The following is a 16,909-nucleotide window of genomic DNA, read 5'->3' on the forward strand; positions in this document are numbered from 1 at the left end:
GCTTCCCGCCTGCCGGGATTGCGGGTTTCCCGGCCTGCTGGTCGGGAATCGGGTGACGCATACCTCACCGCCGAACCACGGCGGGCAGTGTCCCCCGAGCCGCAATTACGGTAGAAGCGAAGGCAATTCAACGTAGATCTGCCGGCGAAGCGAGGAACCACATGACGGAAGTCAAGCTCGACCACCCCGGCGGGCAGCTGTCGATGCCGGTGCATTCCGCGGTCGAGGGCCCCGCTGGCATCGGGGTGAGCAAGCTGTTGAAGGAAACCGGGATGACGACGTACGACCCCGGTTTCGTCAACACCGCGGCTGCCTCATCCGCGATCACCTACATCGACGGCGACGCGGGCATCCTGCGTTACCGGGGGTACCCGATCGAGCAACTGGCCGAGAAGTCCTCCTTCCTGGAGGTCTCGTACCTGCTCATCTACGGTGAGCTGCCCACCGAGCAGCAGCTGACCGAGTTCACCGAGTGGATCCGGCGGCACTCGCTGCTGCACGAGGAGATGCGTCGGTTCTTCGACGGCTTTCCCCGCGACGCCCACCCGATGGCGGTGCTGTCGTCCGCCGTGAGCGCGCTGTCGACCTTCTACCAGGACAGCCTGGACCCGTTCGACTCCGAGCACGTGGAGATCTCCACGGTCCGGCTCATGGCGAAGGTCCCCACCATCGCCTCGTACGCGTACAAGAAGTCCATCGGGCAGCCGCTGCTGTACCCGGACAACTCCCTCGGGTACGTGGACAACCTGCTGCGCATGACGTTCGGCGTGCCGGCGGAGCCGTACGAGGTCGACCCGGTCATGTCGAAGGTGCTGGACATGCTCTTCGTCCTGCACGCCGACCACGAGCAGAACTGCTCCACGTCGACCGTCCGGCTGGTCGGCTCCAGCAACGCCAACCTGTTCGCCTCCGTCTCGGCGGGCGTGAACGCGCTGTTCGGCCCGCTGCACGGCGGTGCGAACCAGGCGGTGCTGGAGATGCTCCAGCAGATCCACGCCGGTGACGACGACGTCCGGTCCTTCGTCCGCAAGGTCAAGGACAAGCAGGACGGCGTCAAGCTGATGGGCTTCGGCCACCGGGTCTACAAGAACTACGACCCACGGGCGGCGATCGTCAAGAAGGCCGCGCAGGACGTGCTGGGCCGGATGGCCAAGCCGGACCCGCTGCTGGACATCGCCATGGAGCTGGAGGAGATCGCCCTCGCCGACGACTTCTTCGTCTCCCGGCGGCTCTACCCGAACGTGGACTTCTACACCGGCCTGATCTACAAGGCCATGGGCTTCCCCACGAAGATGTTCACGGTGCTCTTCGCGCTCGGCCGGCTCCCCGGCTGGATCGCCCAGTGGCGCGAGATGATCAGCGACCCGGAGACCAAGATCGGCCGTCCGCGGCAGGTCTACGTCGGCGCCGCCGAGCGGGACTACGTCCCGTTCAACGAGCGCTGACCTCCGCTCCTTTCACGACCGCAGGCCGCCGATCCGCTTCAGGGTCGGCGGCCTGCGTCGTCTTCGGTCGACCTTGATCGGCTCGGGTTCCGTCGTCCTGGCCTGCTGGTCGGGGTCAGAAGGCGGAGATGTCGCGGGCTCGTTCGCTGCGGCTCAACGCGCCGATCAGCGCGGACTGGCCGTGTCGGCGCACAGCCAGCCGGACGAGCAGGTCGCGTACGGGGTCGAAGACCCCCGCCGGAAAGACCGGGGTGGGCACGCCGACGCTGACCGCGAGGTCGTCGCTGTGTACGACGATCTCCAACTGGCGCGTGAGCAGGAAGTCGGCGCGTCGCAGGGACCAGCCCTGCCACGGGATCGGCACCAGGTCGAGGGCTGCTCCCCGGGTGAGCAGGTCGTTTACCTGTGTCAGCGCCTCGCCGGAGCGGGCGTGCAGGTCGTCCGGTCCGCGGAGCGCGTCGGCCTCGTCCGGGCCGGCCGCGACCGCGTCCTCGTCCGGGGTGCCCTCGGTGACCCAGGCGGCCCGCTCGTAGTGGCTGTCGGCCGATTCCAGGGTGGGCAGGTCGGCGGACGCGGGCAACAACTCCGCCGCACGGATCGCCTGCCGCCCGAGGTGGCACGCCAGCGCGCCCACGGACAGGTGCGGCAGGGCGCTCGGGCGCGACCACCGCGCGGCCACCTCGGGGTGCCGGATCAGGTCCAGCGCGATCGAAGCGGCGATCGGGAAGGCGGAATCCAGAGCGTCAACGGGACGAGACATCAGCACATTCTGGCAGGACGAGCCGCGCCCGGCACGACCGGCGAAATCGCCTCGGGTCGGCGGGGCGGGCGACAAGGATGCGCGGGCGGCGATCCACACCGAGGAAGACCGGGCGGCGATCCACACCGACGAAGAGCGGTGGAGCCGCGACACCGGGGCGGACCGGGAGGTTGCCGCGCGCGTCCTTTGCTCTGCTTCAATCCAGGAAACACCTGGCGTCCGATAATCGGACACCGGGTGTTTCCCCCGTTGAAGCAGAGCAAAGGACGTGAGGGGGAGGTGGGGTCGTCCGGCTGGGGGCGTCGACGCTCCGGGTGCCGCCCCGGCTCGCCGGTGGTGTCGGGGGCGGGTGTGCCCTTTCCGTGGTCGAGGCGCACGGGCGGGCGGTGACCGGCTCGGCCTACGGGAAGTCGGGGTGTCACCGGGCACGGGACACCCCGACTTCTAGGAACGCGAGTCGATCACCGCACGTGCGCGTCGGGCACGCGCGCTCGGAGGCGTCAGCGGAGGCCGGCGGCGGCCAGCAGGTTGCCGTCGGGGAGCGCCGGAAGCGCCCGGCCCTGCGACATGCGCTGTTCGGCGCGCTCGGTCGTGAACGCGGCGTCGTTGGCGATGGCGGCGCCGTAGCTGGCGGCGGTGCGCTGGGCGATGGCGGTCCAGCCGTACTGCTCGGTGACCATCCGACGGGCCCGGCGGGCCATGGCGCGGGCGCGCTCGCGGTCGGACAGCAGCGCGTCGACGGCGTCGGCGAGGCTGTCCGGGTCGTGCGGGCGGAACGTCATGCCGGTCGCTCCCGACTCGACGATCTCGGCGAGGCCACCGGTGGCGGCGACGGCCAGGGGCGCACCGGCGGCGGCCCCTTCGAGGGCGACCATGCCGAACGGCTCGTAGATGCTCGGCACGGCGAAGCAGTCGGACGCGGCCATCAGCGCCGGCAGGTCGGTGCCGCCGAGGAAGCCGGGCATGCTGACCATGCCGCCGAGGCCACGGAGGTGCACCTCGGCCTCCAGGTCGGCGCGGTACGGGCCGTCGCCGGCGATCACGGCGCGCAGCCCGGGGTGCCGCTCGCGCAGCCGGGGGAGAGCGGCGACGAGGTGCTGGACGCCCTTCTCGTACACCAGCCGACCGGCGAAGGTCACCAGCGGGCCGTCCCCGGCGAACCGGGCCCGGGCCGCCGCCACGTCGCGTGCCGGCACCTTCCAGCGGTACGACTCGACGCCGTTGGCGACCACGTCGACCCGGCTGGCCGGTACGCCGAACAGGGCGTTGACCTCGTCGCGCATGTAGCCGGAGCAGACGATCACCCGGTTGGACTCGCTGCTGAGCCACTGCTCGACGCCGTGGATGGTGCGGTTCATCTCCTCGGGCAGCCAGCCCTGGTGCCGGCCCGCCTCGGTGGCGTGGATGGTGCTGACCAGCGGGATGTCCAGGTGGTCGCGCAACGTCATCGCGGTGTGCGCGACGAGCCAGTCGTGGGCGTGGATGACGTCGTAGGCGCCGGCCTGGGTGGCGCGCAGTGCGGTGCGGGTGAGGGTGTGGTTGAACGCCATGGTCCACGCCAGCAGCGAGCCGGTGGCGAGGGGGAACGTCACCGGGTCTTCGGGGGCGCGCAGGATGCGTACGCCGTCGGCGTACTCCTCCAGGGGTGCGCCCTCGGCGTGGCGGGTGACGACGGTGACCTCGTGCCCGGCGGCGGCCAGGGCCACGGACAGGGCGTGGACGTGGCGGCCGAGGCCGCCGACGAGCACCGGCGGGTACTCCCACGACAGCATGAGGATGCGACGGGTCTGCGGCGGCACACCGGGACCGCGCTGCGCCGGCACGGCGGAGCCGGGCTGCGCGGACGGACCGGGCGAGGTCGACGGCTGGGGCCGGGAGGTCACGGTGGGCCGGTGGGTTCGGTCCTTGGTGGCAGCGAGCTGCTCATCGACCCGCAGGGTCGTCACATCTGTCTCCGTCCAGGCATGGAGGGGCGCGCCGGCGTCAGTGGCGGCGGAGAGGGTGGAAAAAAGGTGGCCGAGGGCCGACGGGCGCACGCTGGCGCGTGTCCCCCGACAAGCAAAGGCCATCGGACGCCGGTTCGCACCTCCAAATCGGCCATGGTGACGGAAGACACCTGAGGGGTGTAGCGCGCATCAGACAGGTGGATTCCGGTCACCGCCTGAAAGGATGGATTGGCGCGCCCGGGGCGGGGGCACTACCCGCTTGCGCGCGGGCGGCTGAGCCGGCGCGCACATCACCATGGCTTGAGGGAGCGACATGCAGGTCTGGCCGGGCGAGCGGTATCCCCTGGGCGCCACCTACGACGGGATGGGCACCAACTTCGCCATCTTCTCCGAGGTGGCCGAGCGGATCGAGCTGTGCCTGTTCGACGAGTGGGACACCGGCGCGGAGCGCCGTATCGAGTTGCGCGAGGTCGACGCGTACGTCTGGCACGCGTACCTGCCGGGCATCGAGCCGGGGCAGCGCTACGGCTACCGGGTGTACGGGCCGTACGACCCCGCGAACGGGCTGCGCTGCAACCCGCACAAGCTGCTGCTCGACCCGTACGCCAAGGCCATCGACGGTGACGTCACGTGGGACCCGGCGGTGTACGACTACGAGCTGGGCGACCCGGAGACGATGAACGAAACCGACTCGGCGCCGTTCATGCCGAAGTCGGTGGTGGTGAACCCGTACTTCGACTGGGGCAACGACAAGCCGCCGCGCACCCCGTACCACCACTCGGTGATCTACGAGGCGCACGTGCGCGGGCTGACGATGCGGCACCCGGACATCCCGGAGGAGCTGCGCGGCACGTACGCGGGGATCGCCTCGCCGCCGATGATCGAGTACCTGACGCGGCTCGGGGTGACGGCGATCGAGCTGATGCCGGTGCACGAGTTCGTGCACGACCACCGGCTCGTCGACCTGGGGCTGCGCAACTACTGGGGCTACAACACCATCGGCTTCTTCGCCCCGCACCACGGCTACTCCGCGCTGGGCCGGACCGGCCAGCAGGTGCAGGAGTTCCGGGGCATGGTGAAGGCGCTGCACGCGGCCGGCATCGAGGTCATCCTCGACGTGGTCTACAACCACACCGCCGAGGGCAACCACCTCGGCCCGACGCTGAGCTTCAAGGGTGTGGACGCCCCGAGCTACTACCGGCTCAGCGAGGAGGACCGCCGCTACTTCGTCGACTACACCGGCACCGGCAACAGCCTCAACGTGCGCAGCCCGCACTCACTGCAACTGATCATGGATTCGCTGCGCTACTGGGTGACCGAGATGCACGTCGACGGCTTCCGGTTCGACCTGGCGGCCACCCTGGCCCGCGAGTTCTACGAGGTGGACCGGCTCTCCACCTTCTTCGAGGTGGTGCAGCAGGACCCGGTGGTCAGCCGGGTGAAGCTGATCGCCGAGCCGTGGGACGTCGGCCCCGGCGGCTACCAGGTGGGCAACTTCCCGCCGCTGTGGACGGAGTGGAACGGCAAGTACCGCGACACCGTGCGGGACTTCTGGCGCGGTGAGCCGGCCACCCTCGCCGAGTTCGCGTCCCGCATCTCTGGTTCCGCCGACCTCTACCAGGACGACGGCCGCCGCCCGTTCCACAGCATCAACTTCGTCACCGTGCACGACGGGTTCACCCTCAACGACCTGGTGTCCTACAACGACAAGCACAACGAGGCCAACGGCGAGGAGAACCGCGACGGCGAGAGCCACAACCGGTCCTGGAACTGCGGGGTCGAGGGTGACACCGACGACGAGGCGGTCCTCGCGCTGCGGGCCAAGCAGCGGCGCAACTTCCTGGCCACGCTGATGTTGTCGCAGGGCGTGCCGATGATCGGCCATGGCGACGAGTTGGGGCGTACCCAGCACGGCAACAACAACGCCTACTGCCAGGACAGCGAGCTGGCCTGGATCGACTGGGACAACGCCGACGAGCAGTTGCTGGACTTCGTGCGCACGCTCACCGACTTCCGCAAGCGCCACCAGGTGTTCCGTCGCCGCCGGTTCTTCACCGGCCTGCCGGTGGGCGGGCGCGGCACCGACGAGCCGCTGCCGGACCTGGCGTGGCACACCCCGGACGGGCGGGAGATGACCGGCGAGGACTGGGGCAACGACTTCGGCCGGTCGGTGGCGCTGTTCGTCAACGGCGAGGGCATCCGCGAGCGCGGCCAGTACGGCCAGAAGCACCACGACGCCTCGTTCCTGCTGTGCTTCAACGCCCACGACGCGCCGCTGGACTTCACCATGCCCGGCAGCGAGTACGGGCAGAAGTGGGAACGCGTGATCAGCACCGCCGAACCGGAGCCGGGCGACGCCACGGTGATCAGCGCGGGCGGCACCATCCGGGTACCGGACCGGTCCCTCGTCGTGTTGGAGAGGATGATCTGACATGCCGGCCACCCCTCCCAAGGCCACCTACCGCGTCCAGGTCCGCCCCGGTTTCGACCTGGACGCCACCGCCGCGATCGTCGACTACCTGCACGACCTCGGCGTCAGCCACCTCTACAGCGCCCCGCTGCTGGCCGCCACGCCCGGCTCGCAGCACGGCTACGACGTCGTCGACCACCGGTCCGTCAATTCGGAGCTGGGCGGGGAAGCTGCCCGGCAGCGGCTGGTGCGCGCCCTGCGCGACAAGCGGCTCGGCCTGGTCGTCGACATCGTGCCCAACCACGCCGGGGTCGCCGTACCGCCGGCCAACCCGGCCTGGTGGGACGTGCTGCGCCGGGGGCGCGACTCGTCGTACGCCGACTGGTTCGACATCGACTGGGACCGGGGCCGGCTGCTGCTGCCGGTCCTGGCCGACGACCCGGCCGCCCTGGACGACCTGAAGGTCGTCGACGGCGAGCTGCGCTACCACGAGCACCGCTTTCCGATCGCCGACGGCACGGGCGACGGCAGCGCCCGCGAGGTGCACGACCGGCAGCGCTACGAGCTGGTCTCCTGGCGACGCGGGGACGCCGAGCTGACGTACCGCCGGTTCTTCGCCATCGCGGGCCTGGCGGGCCTGCGGGTGGAGGACCCGGCGGTGTTCGCGGCCGTGCACGAGCTGATCCTGCGCTGGGCCGCCGACGGGGAGGTCGACGGCATCCGCGTCGACCACCCGGACGGCCTGCGCGACCCGGCCGGCTACCTCGCGCGGCTGCGCGAGGCCGCGCCGGACGCCTGGCTCGTGGTGGAGAAGATCCTGGAGTACGGCGAGGAGCTGCCGGACTGGCCGGTGGACGGCACCACCGGGTACGACGCTCTCGCCGCCGTGAACGGCCTCTTCGTCGACACCGACGCCGAGGGCGACTTCACGGTGCTGGACACCCGGCTGACCGGGCAGCGCACCTCGTGGGAGGACCTGACCCACTCGACCAAGCTGGCGGCCGCCACCACGCTGCTCGGCGCCGAGCTGACCCGGCTCGCCGCGCTCGCCCCCGAGGTGCCGACCGAGCAGGCCCGCGCGGCCCTCGCCGAGCTGGCGGCGGTGTTCCCGGTCTACCGGGGCTACCCGCCGCAGGGCGCCCGGCACCTCGCCGCCGCCCGCTCCGAGGCCGGTCGCCGCCGCCCCGACCTGACCGGCGCACTGGACGCCATCACCCGCCGGCTGCGTGACCCCGACGACGAGCTGGGCATGCGCTTCCCGCAGCTCACCGGCGCGGTGATGGCCAAGGGCGTCGAGGACACCGCCTTCTACCGCTGGACCCGGTTCGTGGCGCTCAACGAGGTGGGCGGCAGCCCCGCCCACTTCGGCGTACCGCCGGCGGAGTTCCACCGCTTCGCCGCCGCCCGCCAGGTCCGCTGGCCCGCCAGCCAGACCACCCTCTCCACCCACGACACCAAGCGCGGCGAGGACGTCCGCGCCCGCCTCGCCGTACTCAGCGAGCTGCCGGGTCGGTGGGCGGAACAGGTCACGACCTGGATGGAGTACGCGCCGCTGCCCGACCCGGCGTTCGCCCACCTGCTCTGGCAGACGGCCGTCGGCGCGTGGCCGATCGAGCGGGAGCGGCTGCACGCGTACGCCGAGAAGGCCGCCCGGGAGGCCGCGGCCTCGACCAGTTGGGCGGACCCCGACCCGGGCTTCGAGCAGGCCATGCACGCGGTCATCGACCGCATGTACGACGACCCGGCGCTGCACGACGAGCTGACCGAACTCGCCGCCGCGATCGCCCCGGCCGGCTGGTGCAACTCCCTCGGGCAGAAGCTGATCCAGCTCACCATGCCCGGCGTCCCGGACACATACCAGGGCACCGAGCTGTGGGACAACTCCCTGGTCGACCCGGACAATCGCCGGCCGGTCGACTTCGACGTACGCCGGGAGATGCTGGCGCGGCTCGACGGCGGCTGGCGTCCCCCGGTCGACACCGACGGAGCGGCGAAGCTGCTCGTCGTGTCGCGGACGCTGCGCCTGCGGCGGGCGCACCCGGAGCTGTTCACCACCTACCGGCCGGTGCCGGCGCACGGGCCGGTAGGCCGGCACGTGGTGGCCTTCGACCGGGGTGGCGTGATCGCCGTGGCGACCCGACTGCCGCTGGGCCTGGCACGTGCCGGTGGCTGGTGTGACACAGCCCTGTCGCTTCCTGTTAACGAGATGAAGGACCTGTTCACCGGCCGGGTCTACAGTGGCGGGGAGGTCCCGTTGGACAATGTCCTCGCGGACTACCCCGTTGCTCTGCTGGCTCCTCCCACCGCTGCCGAGGAGGCCTCGTCATGACCGAATTCTCCGTCTGGGCGCCGGACGCCAGCCGGGTACGCCTACGCCTGGCCGGCGACACCGACCACGAGATGCGCGCCGCCGCCGACGGCTGGTGGACCGTCGAGGTGCGCGACGCCGGCCTCGACTACTCCTTTCTGCTGAACGACGACGAAACCGCGCTGCCCGACCCCCGCTCGCCGTGGCAACCTGCGGGTGTGCACGGGCCGAGCCGCCGCTACGACCACAGCGCTTACGCGTGGTCCGACGGCTCGTGGACGGGGCGGCAACTGCCCGGCAGCATCCTCTACGAGCTGCACATCGGCACCTTCACCCCGGAAGGCACCTTCGACGCGGCCATCGACCGCCTCGACCACCTGGTCGACCTCGGCGTCGACCTGGTCGAACTGCTCCCGGTCAACGCATTCAACGGCGAACACAACTGGGGGTACGACGGCGTCTGCTGGTATGCCCCGCACGAGCCCTACGGCGGCCCCGACGGCCTGAAACGGTTCGTCGACGCTGCCCACGCGAAGGGGCTGGGGGTGATCCTCGACGTCGTCTACAACCATTTCGGGCCCTCCGGGGCCTACGCGCCGCGGTTCGGCCCCTACCTCGCCGAGCAGAGCAACAGTTGGGGCCGCTCGATCAACCTGGACGGCCCACACTCGGACGAGGTACGCCGCTACATCATCGACAGCGTGCTCATGTGGCTGCGCGACTACCACGTCGACGGGTTGCGGCTCGACGCGGTGCACGCCCTGCCGGACTCGCGGGCTGTGCCGATCTTGGAGGAGCTGGCTGTTTCCGTCGAGTCGTTGTCGACTCATCTCGGCCGGCCGCTGTCGCTGATCGCCGAGTCTGACCTGAACGACCCCCGGCTCATCACGCCACGGGAGGCGGGCGGGTTCGGCCTGCACGCCCAGTGGAACGACGACGCCCACCACGCGCTGCACACCCTGCTGACGGGGGAGCGGCAGGGCTACTACGGCGACTTCGGCTCGCTGGAGACGCTGTCGGACGTCCTCACCGGGGGGTTCTTCCACGCGGGCACCTGGTCCAGCTTCCGTAACCGTCACCACGGGCGGCCCCTGGATGCGCGGGTGCCGGGGCACCGGCTGGTCGCCTATTTGCAGAACCACGACCAGATCGGCAACCGGGCCACCGGGGATCGGATCTCGGCCTCGTTGTCGTCCGCGCTCGTGCGGGTCGGGGCGATGATCCTGCTGACGGCGCCGTTCACGCCCATGCTGTTCATGGGGGAGGAGTGGGCCGCCTCCACGCCGTGGCAGTTCTTCACCTCGCACCCCGAGCCCGAGTTGGCTTCTGCGGTGCGGACCGGGCGGCGGCGCGAGTTCGCCTCACACGGGTGGCCGGAGGGGGACGTGCCTGATCCGCAGGACCCGGAGACGTTCGTACGGTCCCGGTTGGACTGGGCCGAGCTCGACAAGCCTGAGCACGCTTCGATGTTGTCGTTTTATCAGCGGCTGATCGCGCTGCGGCGGTCGGTGGCCGACCTGTCGGATCCTCGGATGCACGCGGTTTCTGTGCAGCACGGGGACCAGTTCCTGCTGATGCGGCGGGGGGACACGCTTGTCGTGGCTAACTTCGCCGGGCGGGGGCAGGGAGTGTCGTTGCCTGGGGTGGCTCGTCGGGTCTTGCTGGCTACGGGGGAGGGCGTCACCGTCATGCGGGACCGGATCGAGCTGCCAGCGGAGACAGCGGCGATCGTGGCGTTGTGAGGCAGGTACCAGACGTCGGCAACGTCAACGATACGGCGGATTGTTGACGTAGCGGATAGTGGCACCTAGTAACCTCAGATACATTCTACTAAATGCGGTTCGTGCCTTCCCCCTACCCATCGGGAAATGTGCCAATAATGCGTGAGAGCTCAGGGCTCACCTCGCCAATAAATCCCGGCATTCCAACCTTCATCATCGCGATAACCGATGCCGCTCGCCAAGCGATCGAGACTGCTCTCGATTCAACCTCCGCATCTCGGCTTCCACGAACATCGACTTGGGCGCCCACCCAGTCGTCGTGAATAGAGTAAGCCGTAACGTATGGGTCCCTCAGGAACCCGATAGGGTGAACGGCCCTCAAAATTTCCTCCTTCTCGACAGGAACTAAGGCAGGAGCCATTAAAGAGTCGTCAGAAAAGAGTAGATCTCGAAGCTCTCTGCCGTAGAAGGCTGCTGGATCGATTAACCGCTGGAAATCTGGCGTATAAATCAGGTAATGGCGTTCCCATAACCTAGGCGACAATCTCGGCCCAGATCTGCTGATTCTGCCTCCAAGGGTTGCGATTGGGACACCTGTAGGTTGCGCAGAAAACTCATCGTCAGGACGGCGACGGAACACTTGCTGAACGACCGCAAAGGGGACGGAGTTGTAACCGAGGATCTCGAGAGCTCGCGTGAGCTCAGCACAAATCGTCGAGGATGGCCTGAAGTAGAAATTACTTTCCAATTCTTTTTGCGACGACAGCACCGCGTAGAGTAATCGCACACTGATCGGCAGATTAGGACTAGACCACAAGCGTCGCTTATCTTCTGGGTACACGGGAAGTTTGGCCCGAGCGGGCTTATTCGGGATATTCGTGGGTTGACCCGAGAGGTTGGCGATCGGCCTCGGAATGTCGGCGGCGGGAATGTCGACTTCGAGACCCTGTCTCGTCAATCCTTTTGACAAGCGCCTCCCGGGACGGGTACCACCTGCAGCCCTCTTCTTCTTCTTCAAACTTACCCCTTGATTATGTGTTTACATCTAGTAGATTTGGATCGCAAGTTTGCAGCGACTGACGTATTACGCGGTATAGCTGCAAGGGTCCAATAGCCTTGCCCGTCTGGGCTTCCGAAAGGTCCCGCTCTTCGACTAATTCGATGTGCCTCAGAGCTACGGAGAAGTGACCCTTCGTCAGAGCCAGGAATGCCTGGTAAGTAAGCAGCCTGGCTCTATCGTGGGGCCGGAATCTGCCGCCTGCATTTTGATATTGCAATGCGAGTGTCAAAGCCCGCTCGAGGGCGATACACGCATCGGGCTCGCCTGCAACCTCGTACATCACCGCGAAGTATGCTGTGCCGAGAACAAGGTTCGTCAAATCCAGGTAGGCGATCGACAAACCTGCCGCGGCTGCCGAGAAGCTGTCTAGGACCTTGATGCACCCCACCCAGTCATGACTCTGGGCCTTCGCCTCGGCCAGTAGTCTTAGCAGGGTGACTGTATGCGGGCCAGCATCTCCCCTGTCAAGAAGCGCCTCGATGAATTTGCTGGCCGCTGCCGTCTCATCCGACGGCGATCGCAACATTTCATTTATCTTGATAATTTCGTTCTGGACTTTACTAAGCCCCGTCGACGGGAGACTGTAGTTGTAGTGGCGCAGCCTCTCCAGTAGGTTACCTACGCGCTCGTCTCGACCCCAATCCATATACATCTCGTTTGCGACTGTTACGGCATTCGAGATCTGTACAGAGACGGCTTCTATATCATGTTTCCGAGCAGCATCCGCGCGTGCCAGAACTGCCTCCAGCAGTTCTGTGACTTCACCAACTATGAGCTTCGGCCTCTCGGCTCGCCTCAGTAAGCAATAGGCGAGTTGACTGTGCGTTTGCAGATCGATAAGAGGATCACGTTCCGATGCTGCGTGCAGGTAGCGCAATTCGGAACGCAGACATCGCTCAGCGTTGTGCCAATCCTCGTAAAACATGAGGGCGCTGGCTGTATTTCCCCAGAGCAGGGCTAAGCAATGGTTGTCGAAACCCTGGGCGTCACCGTAGTCGCCGAGGGTGATGCACTGCTCCAAAAATTGTCCTGCCAGGTCGTAGCGTCCGGCATCGATGAGGCCGGCGAGCCAAGACTGAGTGAAGAAGGCGCCTTGAGTGACGATGCTTTCCTCAATTCTTGATCGGCGGGCTTCGCTCCGAATAACCTCTTGCACTACTTCGTTCATGGATATTGTGTAGTTCAGAGATGTTGGCCCTTGTTTAGAGCGCTCGAAATCCAAGGGTCGGTCCACGGCGACAAGCGATTCTTTACGCATGGCGCGGACAATCTCACCCATCGGGGCATTCTGTCCTCGGTAGGGAACTGGCCCATTCAGGCCTTGCTCAAGGGCCGACCGTGGGTCCAAGAAGATGCACATTAGCAGAAGGTGGACGGGAATCTGTCGGGATGACATGTAGGCAGCGAACCACAGAGCCTTGAACGCACACTCGGCTGCGGTTTCATTATCACCATGGGCGCGCATGCGGTCCCACCCCAGGCGGATTGCTGCGGCAAGGGTTCGTGGGTAACCCAGGGGCACAGAACTCTCGTCGTCTAGGGCCCGCATCAGAGCACGTTTGTAGTCGCCAATGCTATCCACGTCGCCGTAACATTCGCTCAGATACGCTGCCGCGAGCTCCAGCGCCAATGGCCAGCGTTGTAGGTACTCGACGAACTCCCGCAGCTGGTCTTCAGGCTCGTTCGTCCTCTTGCGTCCGACGAGCCTCGTTGACATAAGGTTGAGTGCTTGATCCTGGGTCATGGGTGGAACAGCGACCTTGCTGACACGAGGCCCGCTCCACGCCGTCTGATCGGTGGTTGTGACAAGAACATGACCTAATCCCGAGGTGGGTAGCCAGGCTCTTACATGTGGATGCTCAATGGCGTTGTCGAAAACGAGTAGCCACGGCTGGCGCAGCTGGGCAAGCGCAAGGTGGACTCGCTGCTTGAGGTCATTCTGAAACTTTGCGGAGGGAATCTCAGCCTGACACCACTGATCGATTACCGAGAAGGAGTGGTGCATCGCTTCGGTACTGCTCGCGTCCACCCACAAGACGGCGGCGTAGGAGTCGTTGCGATCAGCCACCCATGCTGCGGCTAAGCTAGTCTTGCCAATTCCGGATAGACCGCTTAATACGCACACTGGAACGTGCATGTTTTTGATTGGGGTTTGTAAGGCAGATCCGATCTTCTCAAGGATTTCTGGTCGAGCGATATCGGGTTGACGTGCAGGAACTGTTACATACTCCGTCCAACCTTGCCGCCCGATGGCGTCAGCCAGTGTGACTGCGTCAATGCACAATTCTCGCTTTAGCGCGGTGAAGGGTATTCGTGGCTCGCCAGGTGCTGCCGCCTTGCCGATTACCTCGGAGACAAGATAGCCAAGTAGGATTCCTGCGGCGTCCCATCCGACAGATTCGGCCCCTGAGAATCTGCGACGAAGATTTCGAACCTTTTCGCGTACTGCACTCCGAACTTCGTATCGATTACGATCGTCGAGCCGGATACTGCAGCGGGTAATGCGCTCCCAGGCGGTCGATTCGGCGGGGGGCAGAATTTCGGATGCCGTCTTTGCTCTTGCGACAAGACGACGAATTTCAGCACGCAAACTAGGAGGATCTGCGGGAGGGTTTGATAAGAGGCGCTGTAATGCTTCAAGTCCTGGGCCCGCGGCTCGGTTGGTGAGCAGAAGATACGCTTCCGACTCCAGGCTGACTAATCTTATGATGATCTTCACGGCCTCCCACGCCGAAATTGTCGATGCCTCACTTCCACTCTTGACCTGAACTGCGAGGAGGCACTTCTGGTCGGAGTGCAGTGAAAAGTCGACTATTTCGGCGTCGGCATTCGGATCATCTTTGGGCGGCTCTTCGACGAACAGGGTCGTGGTACGTCGATCATCGATAGAAATCGAATCTAGGCTGAATTCGAGAGCCTGTAGGAACTGATACTCGAAACCACGGACTGCTTCCCGGCCGCCCATCGATTTTCGCTCCCGCCGTCTACTGGACAGATCTCTTGCCAGCTCTGCTGGAGGAGTTGGCCGGCGTCCATCCTGCCAGCAAATTGAAAATCCTATCCGGTTCGGCGGCTGCCGCGCATCGCGCTGTTCTGTCGTGATTCCGACTTCCGCCGCCACGCGCGGAGGATTGTCCGCCGACCCTGTACGTTATGCCCGAAACGGGAATATATGTAGCGAGAGCAGTAGGGACAGATATTCGCGGGTCGGCCTTCGAGTTCGGCCCGGAGCGGTGGACTGGGCGAACGATGTCCGAACCTCAGCGCCGCCTGCGTTCGCGAGATCTCTGGGCGCCGCCCTTGTTCCGCCGCCGCCTTACCCTGAAGGTGGCAGTCGCTCCACGCCGCCGACAAGGTGCGTCGGGCCTTCGCGGCTGCGGGCATCTGCTGCTGCGGAGACTCGCCGAGCCACATTATGGGGAAGGGCCTGCTCAGCGTCTCGGCGCGTAAAGAAGGCAACATCCTCTAGTTCCTGTCTTGGGACAGTGATGCCGTCAAGGCCGGCAATGAAGCCGCAGTCGTAGGTGAAGCTGATTATGGCGCGAGGCCGCTGTCCAGAGGGCGGAGCCCAATCGACGACGAGAAGCTCGCCGACCACCACGGCGATCCCCAGTTCCTCCCGGACTTCGCGGGCGCAGGCATCGTGTGGGTATTCGCCCTCGTCCACATAGCCGCCAGGGAAGGCCCAGTGGTCGCGGTATGTGGGCTTGACGAGCAGGACGTTCCCCGCTGGGTCGGTGATGAAAGCCGCAGCGGCAGCGTAGAAGGAAGCCAGGTTGGCATACCAGGTGGCGGGCTCCGTCCAGGTCACCCCGGTGACGGTAGCGGACATGCCTAAGTACGCTCTCGCTCTACGTAGCTGCTGGCGCGGCTGAGAGAGCAAGCAGGGCTTCGTTGAGCTGGGGCGATGCCCGGTGCATGCGGAGACTGGTAGTGAGTTCGCGGAGGCGCTGACGAACGCGCACCGACTGGACGGCCGCAGCATCCTGCACCAGCGTCCGGCTCCACTCACAGGCCGCATCGGTGTCGCCAGCCCGGGCATGAGTCATCGCGATGAGAGCCGTGTGCAGGGCACGGGTTCGGGTGTTCTGGCTGCCGAGGGTGAGCGCGTCGGGCGCATGTCGTAGGGCCTGCGGATAAAGGTGCAGGTCGCCTAGGCATCTCAGAGCTGCGCCGGCCAGGTGGGCTGGGGTGAAGTAGCCGACCCAGCGTGGGCCGGACTCTGTGCCCGTCCGACCTAGAGAGTGCTCAGCCTTGTTGAGGGCAAGTTGGCAGGCACGCCGTTCGCCTGCCTGTCCATAGGCCGTAGCGGCGGTGGCGTGTAGCCGCGCGAGGACCGCGGCGGGTGCACGGCCAGCCCCGTCGATGGCGGCTTCCGCGAGCCGAGCAGCCTCCCGAGCATGGCCCAGAAACACAGCCTGAGTGGCAAGGTTCGCTAGCAGGTGAGCGCCGTAGAGGCGGTCGTTCCCGGCCTTTGCGAGCCGCATACCGAGGGTCACGTGATGTTGCGCCCTCGAATGGTCGCCCGCGTCGTACGACATGAAGGCGAGTTGGCCGGCGAGCACCGCCGCCGCACGCAGGAGTTCGCGCCCCACTGCGTCGGTGTAGGTGCCGCGCAACATCGGCCCGACCTGACGTACGAGCAGATCGGCCATGACGGCACGAGTATGCGGAGAGCCGCTGCCGTGACGTCGGTCGAGGTCGGTGAAATGGTCCGCCAGCGCGTACAGCGATTGAACATCGCTGGAGGTCACCTTCTGCCGACCGCGCCGGATGACCGCCTGATCGGGCAGGTCGTACCGCCAGCCGAGCGCCGCCTGTAGAGCTTTACCGCTGTCGAAGCTCCCGTCTGCCTGCCGGTTGAGGTGCTTGGCGAGCGTCATCCAGATCTGCTCGGCGGCATCTATTGCCGCATCGACGGAAGCGGGGTAGACGCATGTTCCGGTGCTGGCGAGAACGCCGAATCCCAGCTCCGCCGCAGAGACGGCTCGCCCGAGTTTGCGAGCGAGTGTTTCGGCCATGGCCTCTTGGACGTGCTCGCCAGGCCGGCGACCGCGCAGCCACCAGTAGACGCTGGCTGCGTCGTACCGCCAGGCGCCCTGCTCTCGGCCGACGTGATTGAGCTGGCGTGCGAATGCGGCGTGCGCGTTCCCATAACCAGCGGCAGTCAGCAGTCCGTCGAAGGCCGCATTCGTCACCGGTCGTGCCACGTTTCGCCTCCAGCAATCGTTCAACTACCAACAGTGATGAGCCTATGGG

Annotated in this window: 9 protein-coding genes; 4 read left to right on the forward strand and 5 right to left on the reverse strand. The window is 66.4% G+C overall.

Annotation, left to right across the window (positions count from 1 at the left end; all coding sequences use genetic code 11):
• The first annotated feature begins 161 nt into the window (after positions 1-161).
• A complete protein-coding gene (locus ABZ272_RS25125) occupies positions 162-1,445 on the forward strand; it encodes a citrate synthase (protein ID WP_355052368.1) in 1,284 nt (427 codons plus the stop codon).
• 115 nt (positions 1,446-1,560) lie between these two features.
• On the opposite strand, the gene ABZ272_RS25130 is transcribed toward ABZ272_RS25125, so the two are convergent.
• Both ABZ272_RS25130 and ABZ272_RS25135 read right to left on the reverse strand, forming a co-directional pair.
• On the reverse strand, positions 1,561-2,205 hold the full coding sequence (locus tag ABZ272_RS25130) for a maleylpyruvate isomerase N-terminal domain-containing protein (protein ID WP_355052369.1): 645 nt from the start codon (positions 2,203-2,205) through the stop codon (positions 1,561-1,563).
• Positions 2,206-2,705: 500 nt separating this feature from the next.
• Entirely contained in the window at positions 2,706-4,151 is a 1,446-nt protein-coding gene (locus ABZ272_RS25135; protein WP_355052370.1) for a glycosyltransferase family 4 protein, read from the reverse strand.
• Positions 4,152-4,464: 313 nt separating this feature from the next.
• Between ABZ272_RS25135 and glgX the strand changes: the two genes are divergently transcribed.
• Genes glgX through treZ form a run of 3 tightly spaced genes read left to right on the forward strand, consistent with a single transcriptional unit; the run spans position 4,465 to position 10,611 of the window.
• Positions 4,465-6,582, forward strand: coding sequence for a glycogen debranching protein GlgX (gene glgX, locus ABZ272_RS25140; protein WP_355052371.1), 2,118 nt, complete (start codon positions 4,465-4,467; stop codon positions 6,580-6,582).
• A gap of 1 nt (position 6,583) precedes the next feature.
• Complete coding sequence (gene treY, locus ABZ272_RS25145; protein WP_355052372.1) at positions 6,584-8,890, forward strand: malto-oligosyltrehalose synthase; 2,307 nt, start codon at positions 6,584-6,586, stop codon at positions 8,888-8,890.
• On the forward strand, positions 8,887-10,611 hold the full coding sequence (gene treZ, locus ABZ272_RS25150; protein ID WP_355052373.1) for a malto-oligosyltrehalose trehalohydrolase: 1,725 nt from the start codon (positions 8,887-8,889) through the stop codon (positions 10,609-10,611). Before treY ends, treZ begins: the two co-directional genes overlap by 4 nt.
• 1,010 nt (positions 10,612-11,621) lie before the next feature.
• Here the strand turns inward: treZ and ABZ272_RS25155 are convergent.
• The 3 genes from ABZ272_RS25155 to ABZ272_RS25165 form a co-directional block, all read right to left on the reverse strand.
• Positions 11,622-14,771 (reverse strand): NB-ARC domain-containing protein, encoded by a 3,150-nt coding sequence (locus ABZ272_RS25155; RefSeq protein ID WP_355052374.1) that lies wholly within the window; start codon positions 14,769-14,771, stop codon positions 11,622-11,624.
• Positions 14,772-14,966: 195 nt separating this feature from the next.
• Positions 14,967-15,461: an NUDIX hydrolase gene (locus ABZ272_RS25160; protein ID WP_355052375.1), complete on the reverse strand. Its 495-nt coding sequence runs from the start codon at positions 15,459-15,461 to the stop codon at positions 14,967-14,969.
• 40 nt (positions 15,462-15,501) lie between these two features.
• A complete protein-coding gene (locus tag ABZ272_RS25165; protein WP_355052376.1) occupies positions 15,502-16,860 on the reverse strand; it encodes a hypothetical protein in 1,359 nt (452 codons plus the stop codon).
• Positions 16,861-16,909: the final 49 nt, after the last annotated feature.

The sequence above is a fragment of the Micromonospora sp. NPDC005979 genome (assembly GCF_040614415.1).
Taxonomy (GTDB): domain Bacteria; phylum Actinomycetota; class Actinomycetes; order Mycobacteriales; family Micromonosporaceae; genus Micromonospora.

Coding starts and splice junctions, on each gene's coding strand:
- ABZ272_RS25130 (WP_355052369.1), bottom strand. CDS start 2,205: ATGTCTCGTCCCGTTGACGCTCTGGATTCCGCCTTCCCGATCGCCGCT.
- treY (WP_355052372.1), top strand. CDS start 6,584: ATGCCGGCCACCCCTCCCAAGGCCACCTACCGCGTCCAGGTCCGCCCC.
- glgX (WP_355052371.1), top strand. CDS start 4,465: ATGCAGGTCTGGCCGGGCGAGCGGTATCCCCTGGGCGCCACCTACGAC.
- ABZ272_RS25125 (WP_355052368.1), top strand. CDS start 162: ATGACGGAAGTCAAGCTCGACCACCCCGGCGGGCAGCTGTCGATGCCG.
- treZ (WP_355052373.1), top strand. CDS start 8,887: ATGACCGAATTCTCCGTCTGGGCGCCGGACGCCAGCCGGGTACGCCTA.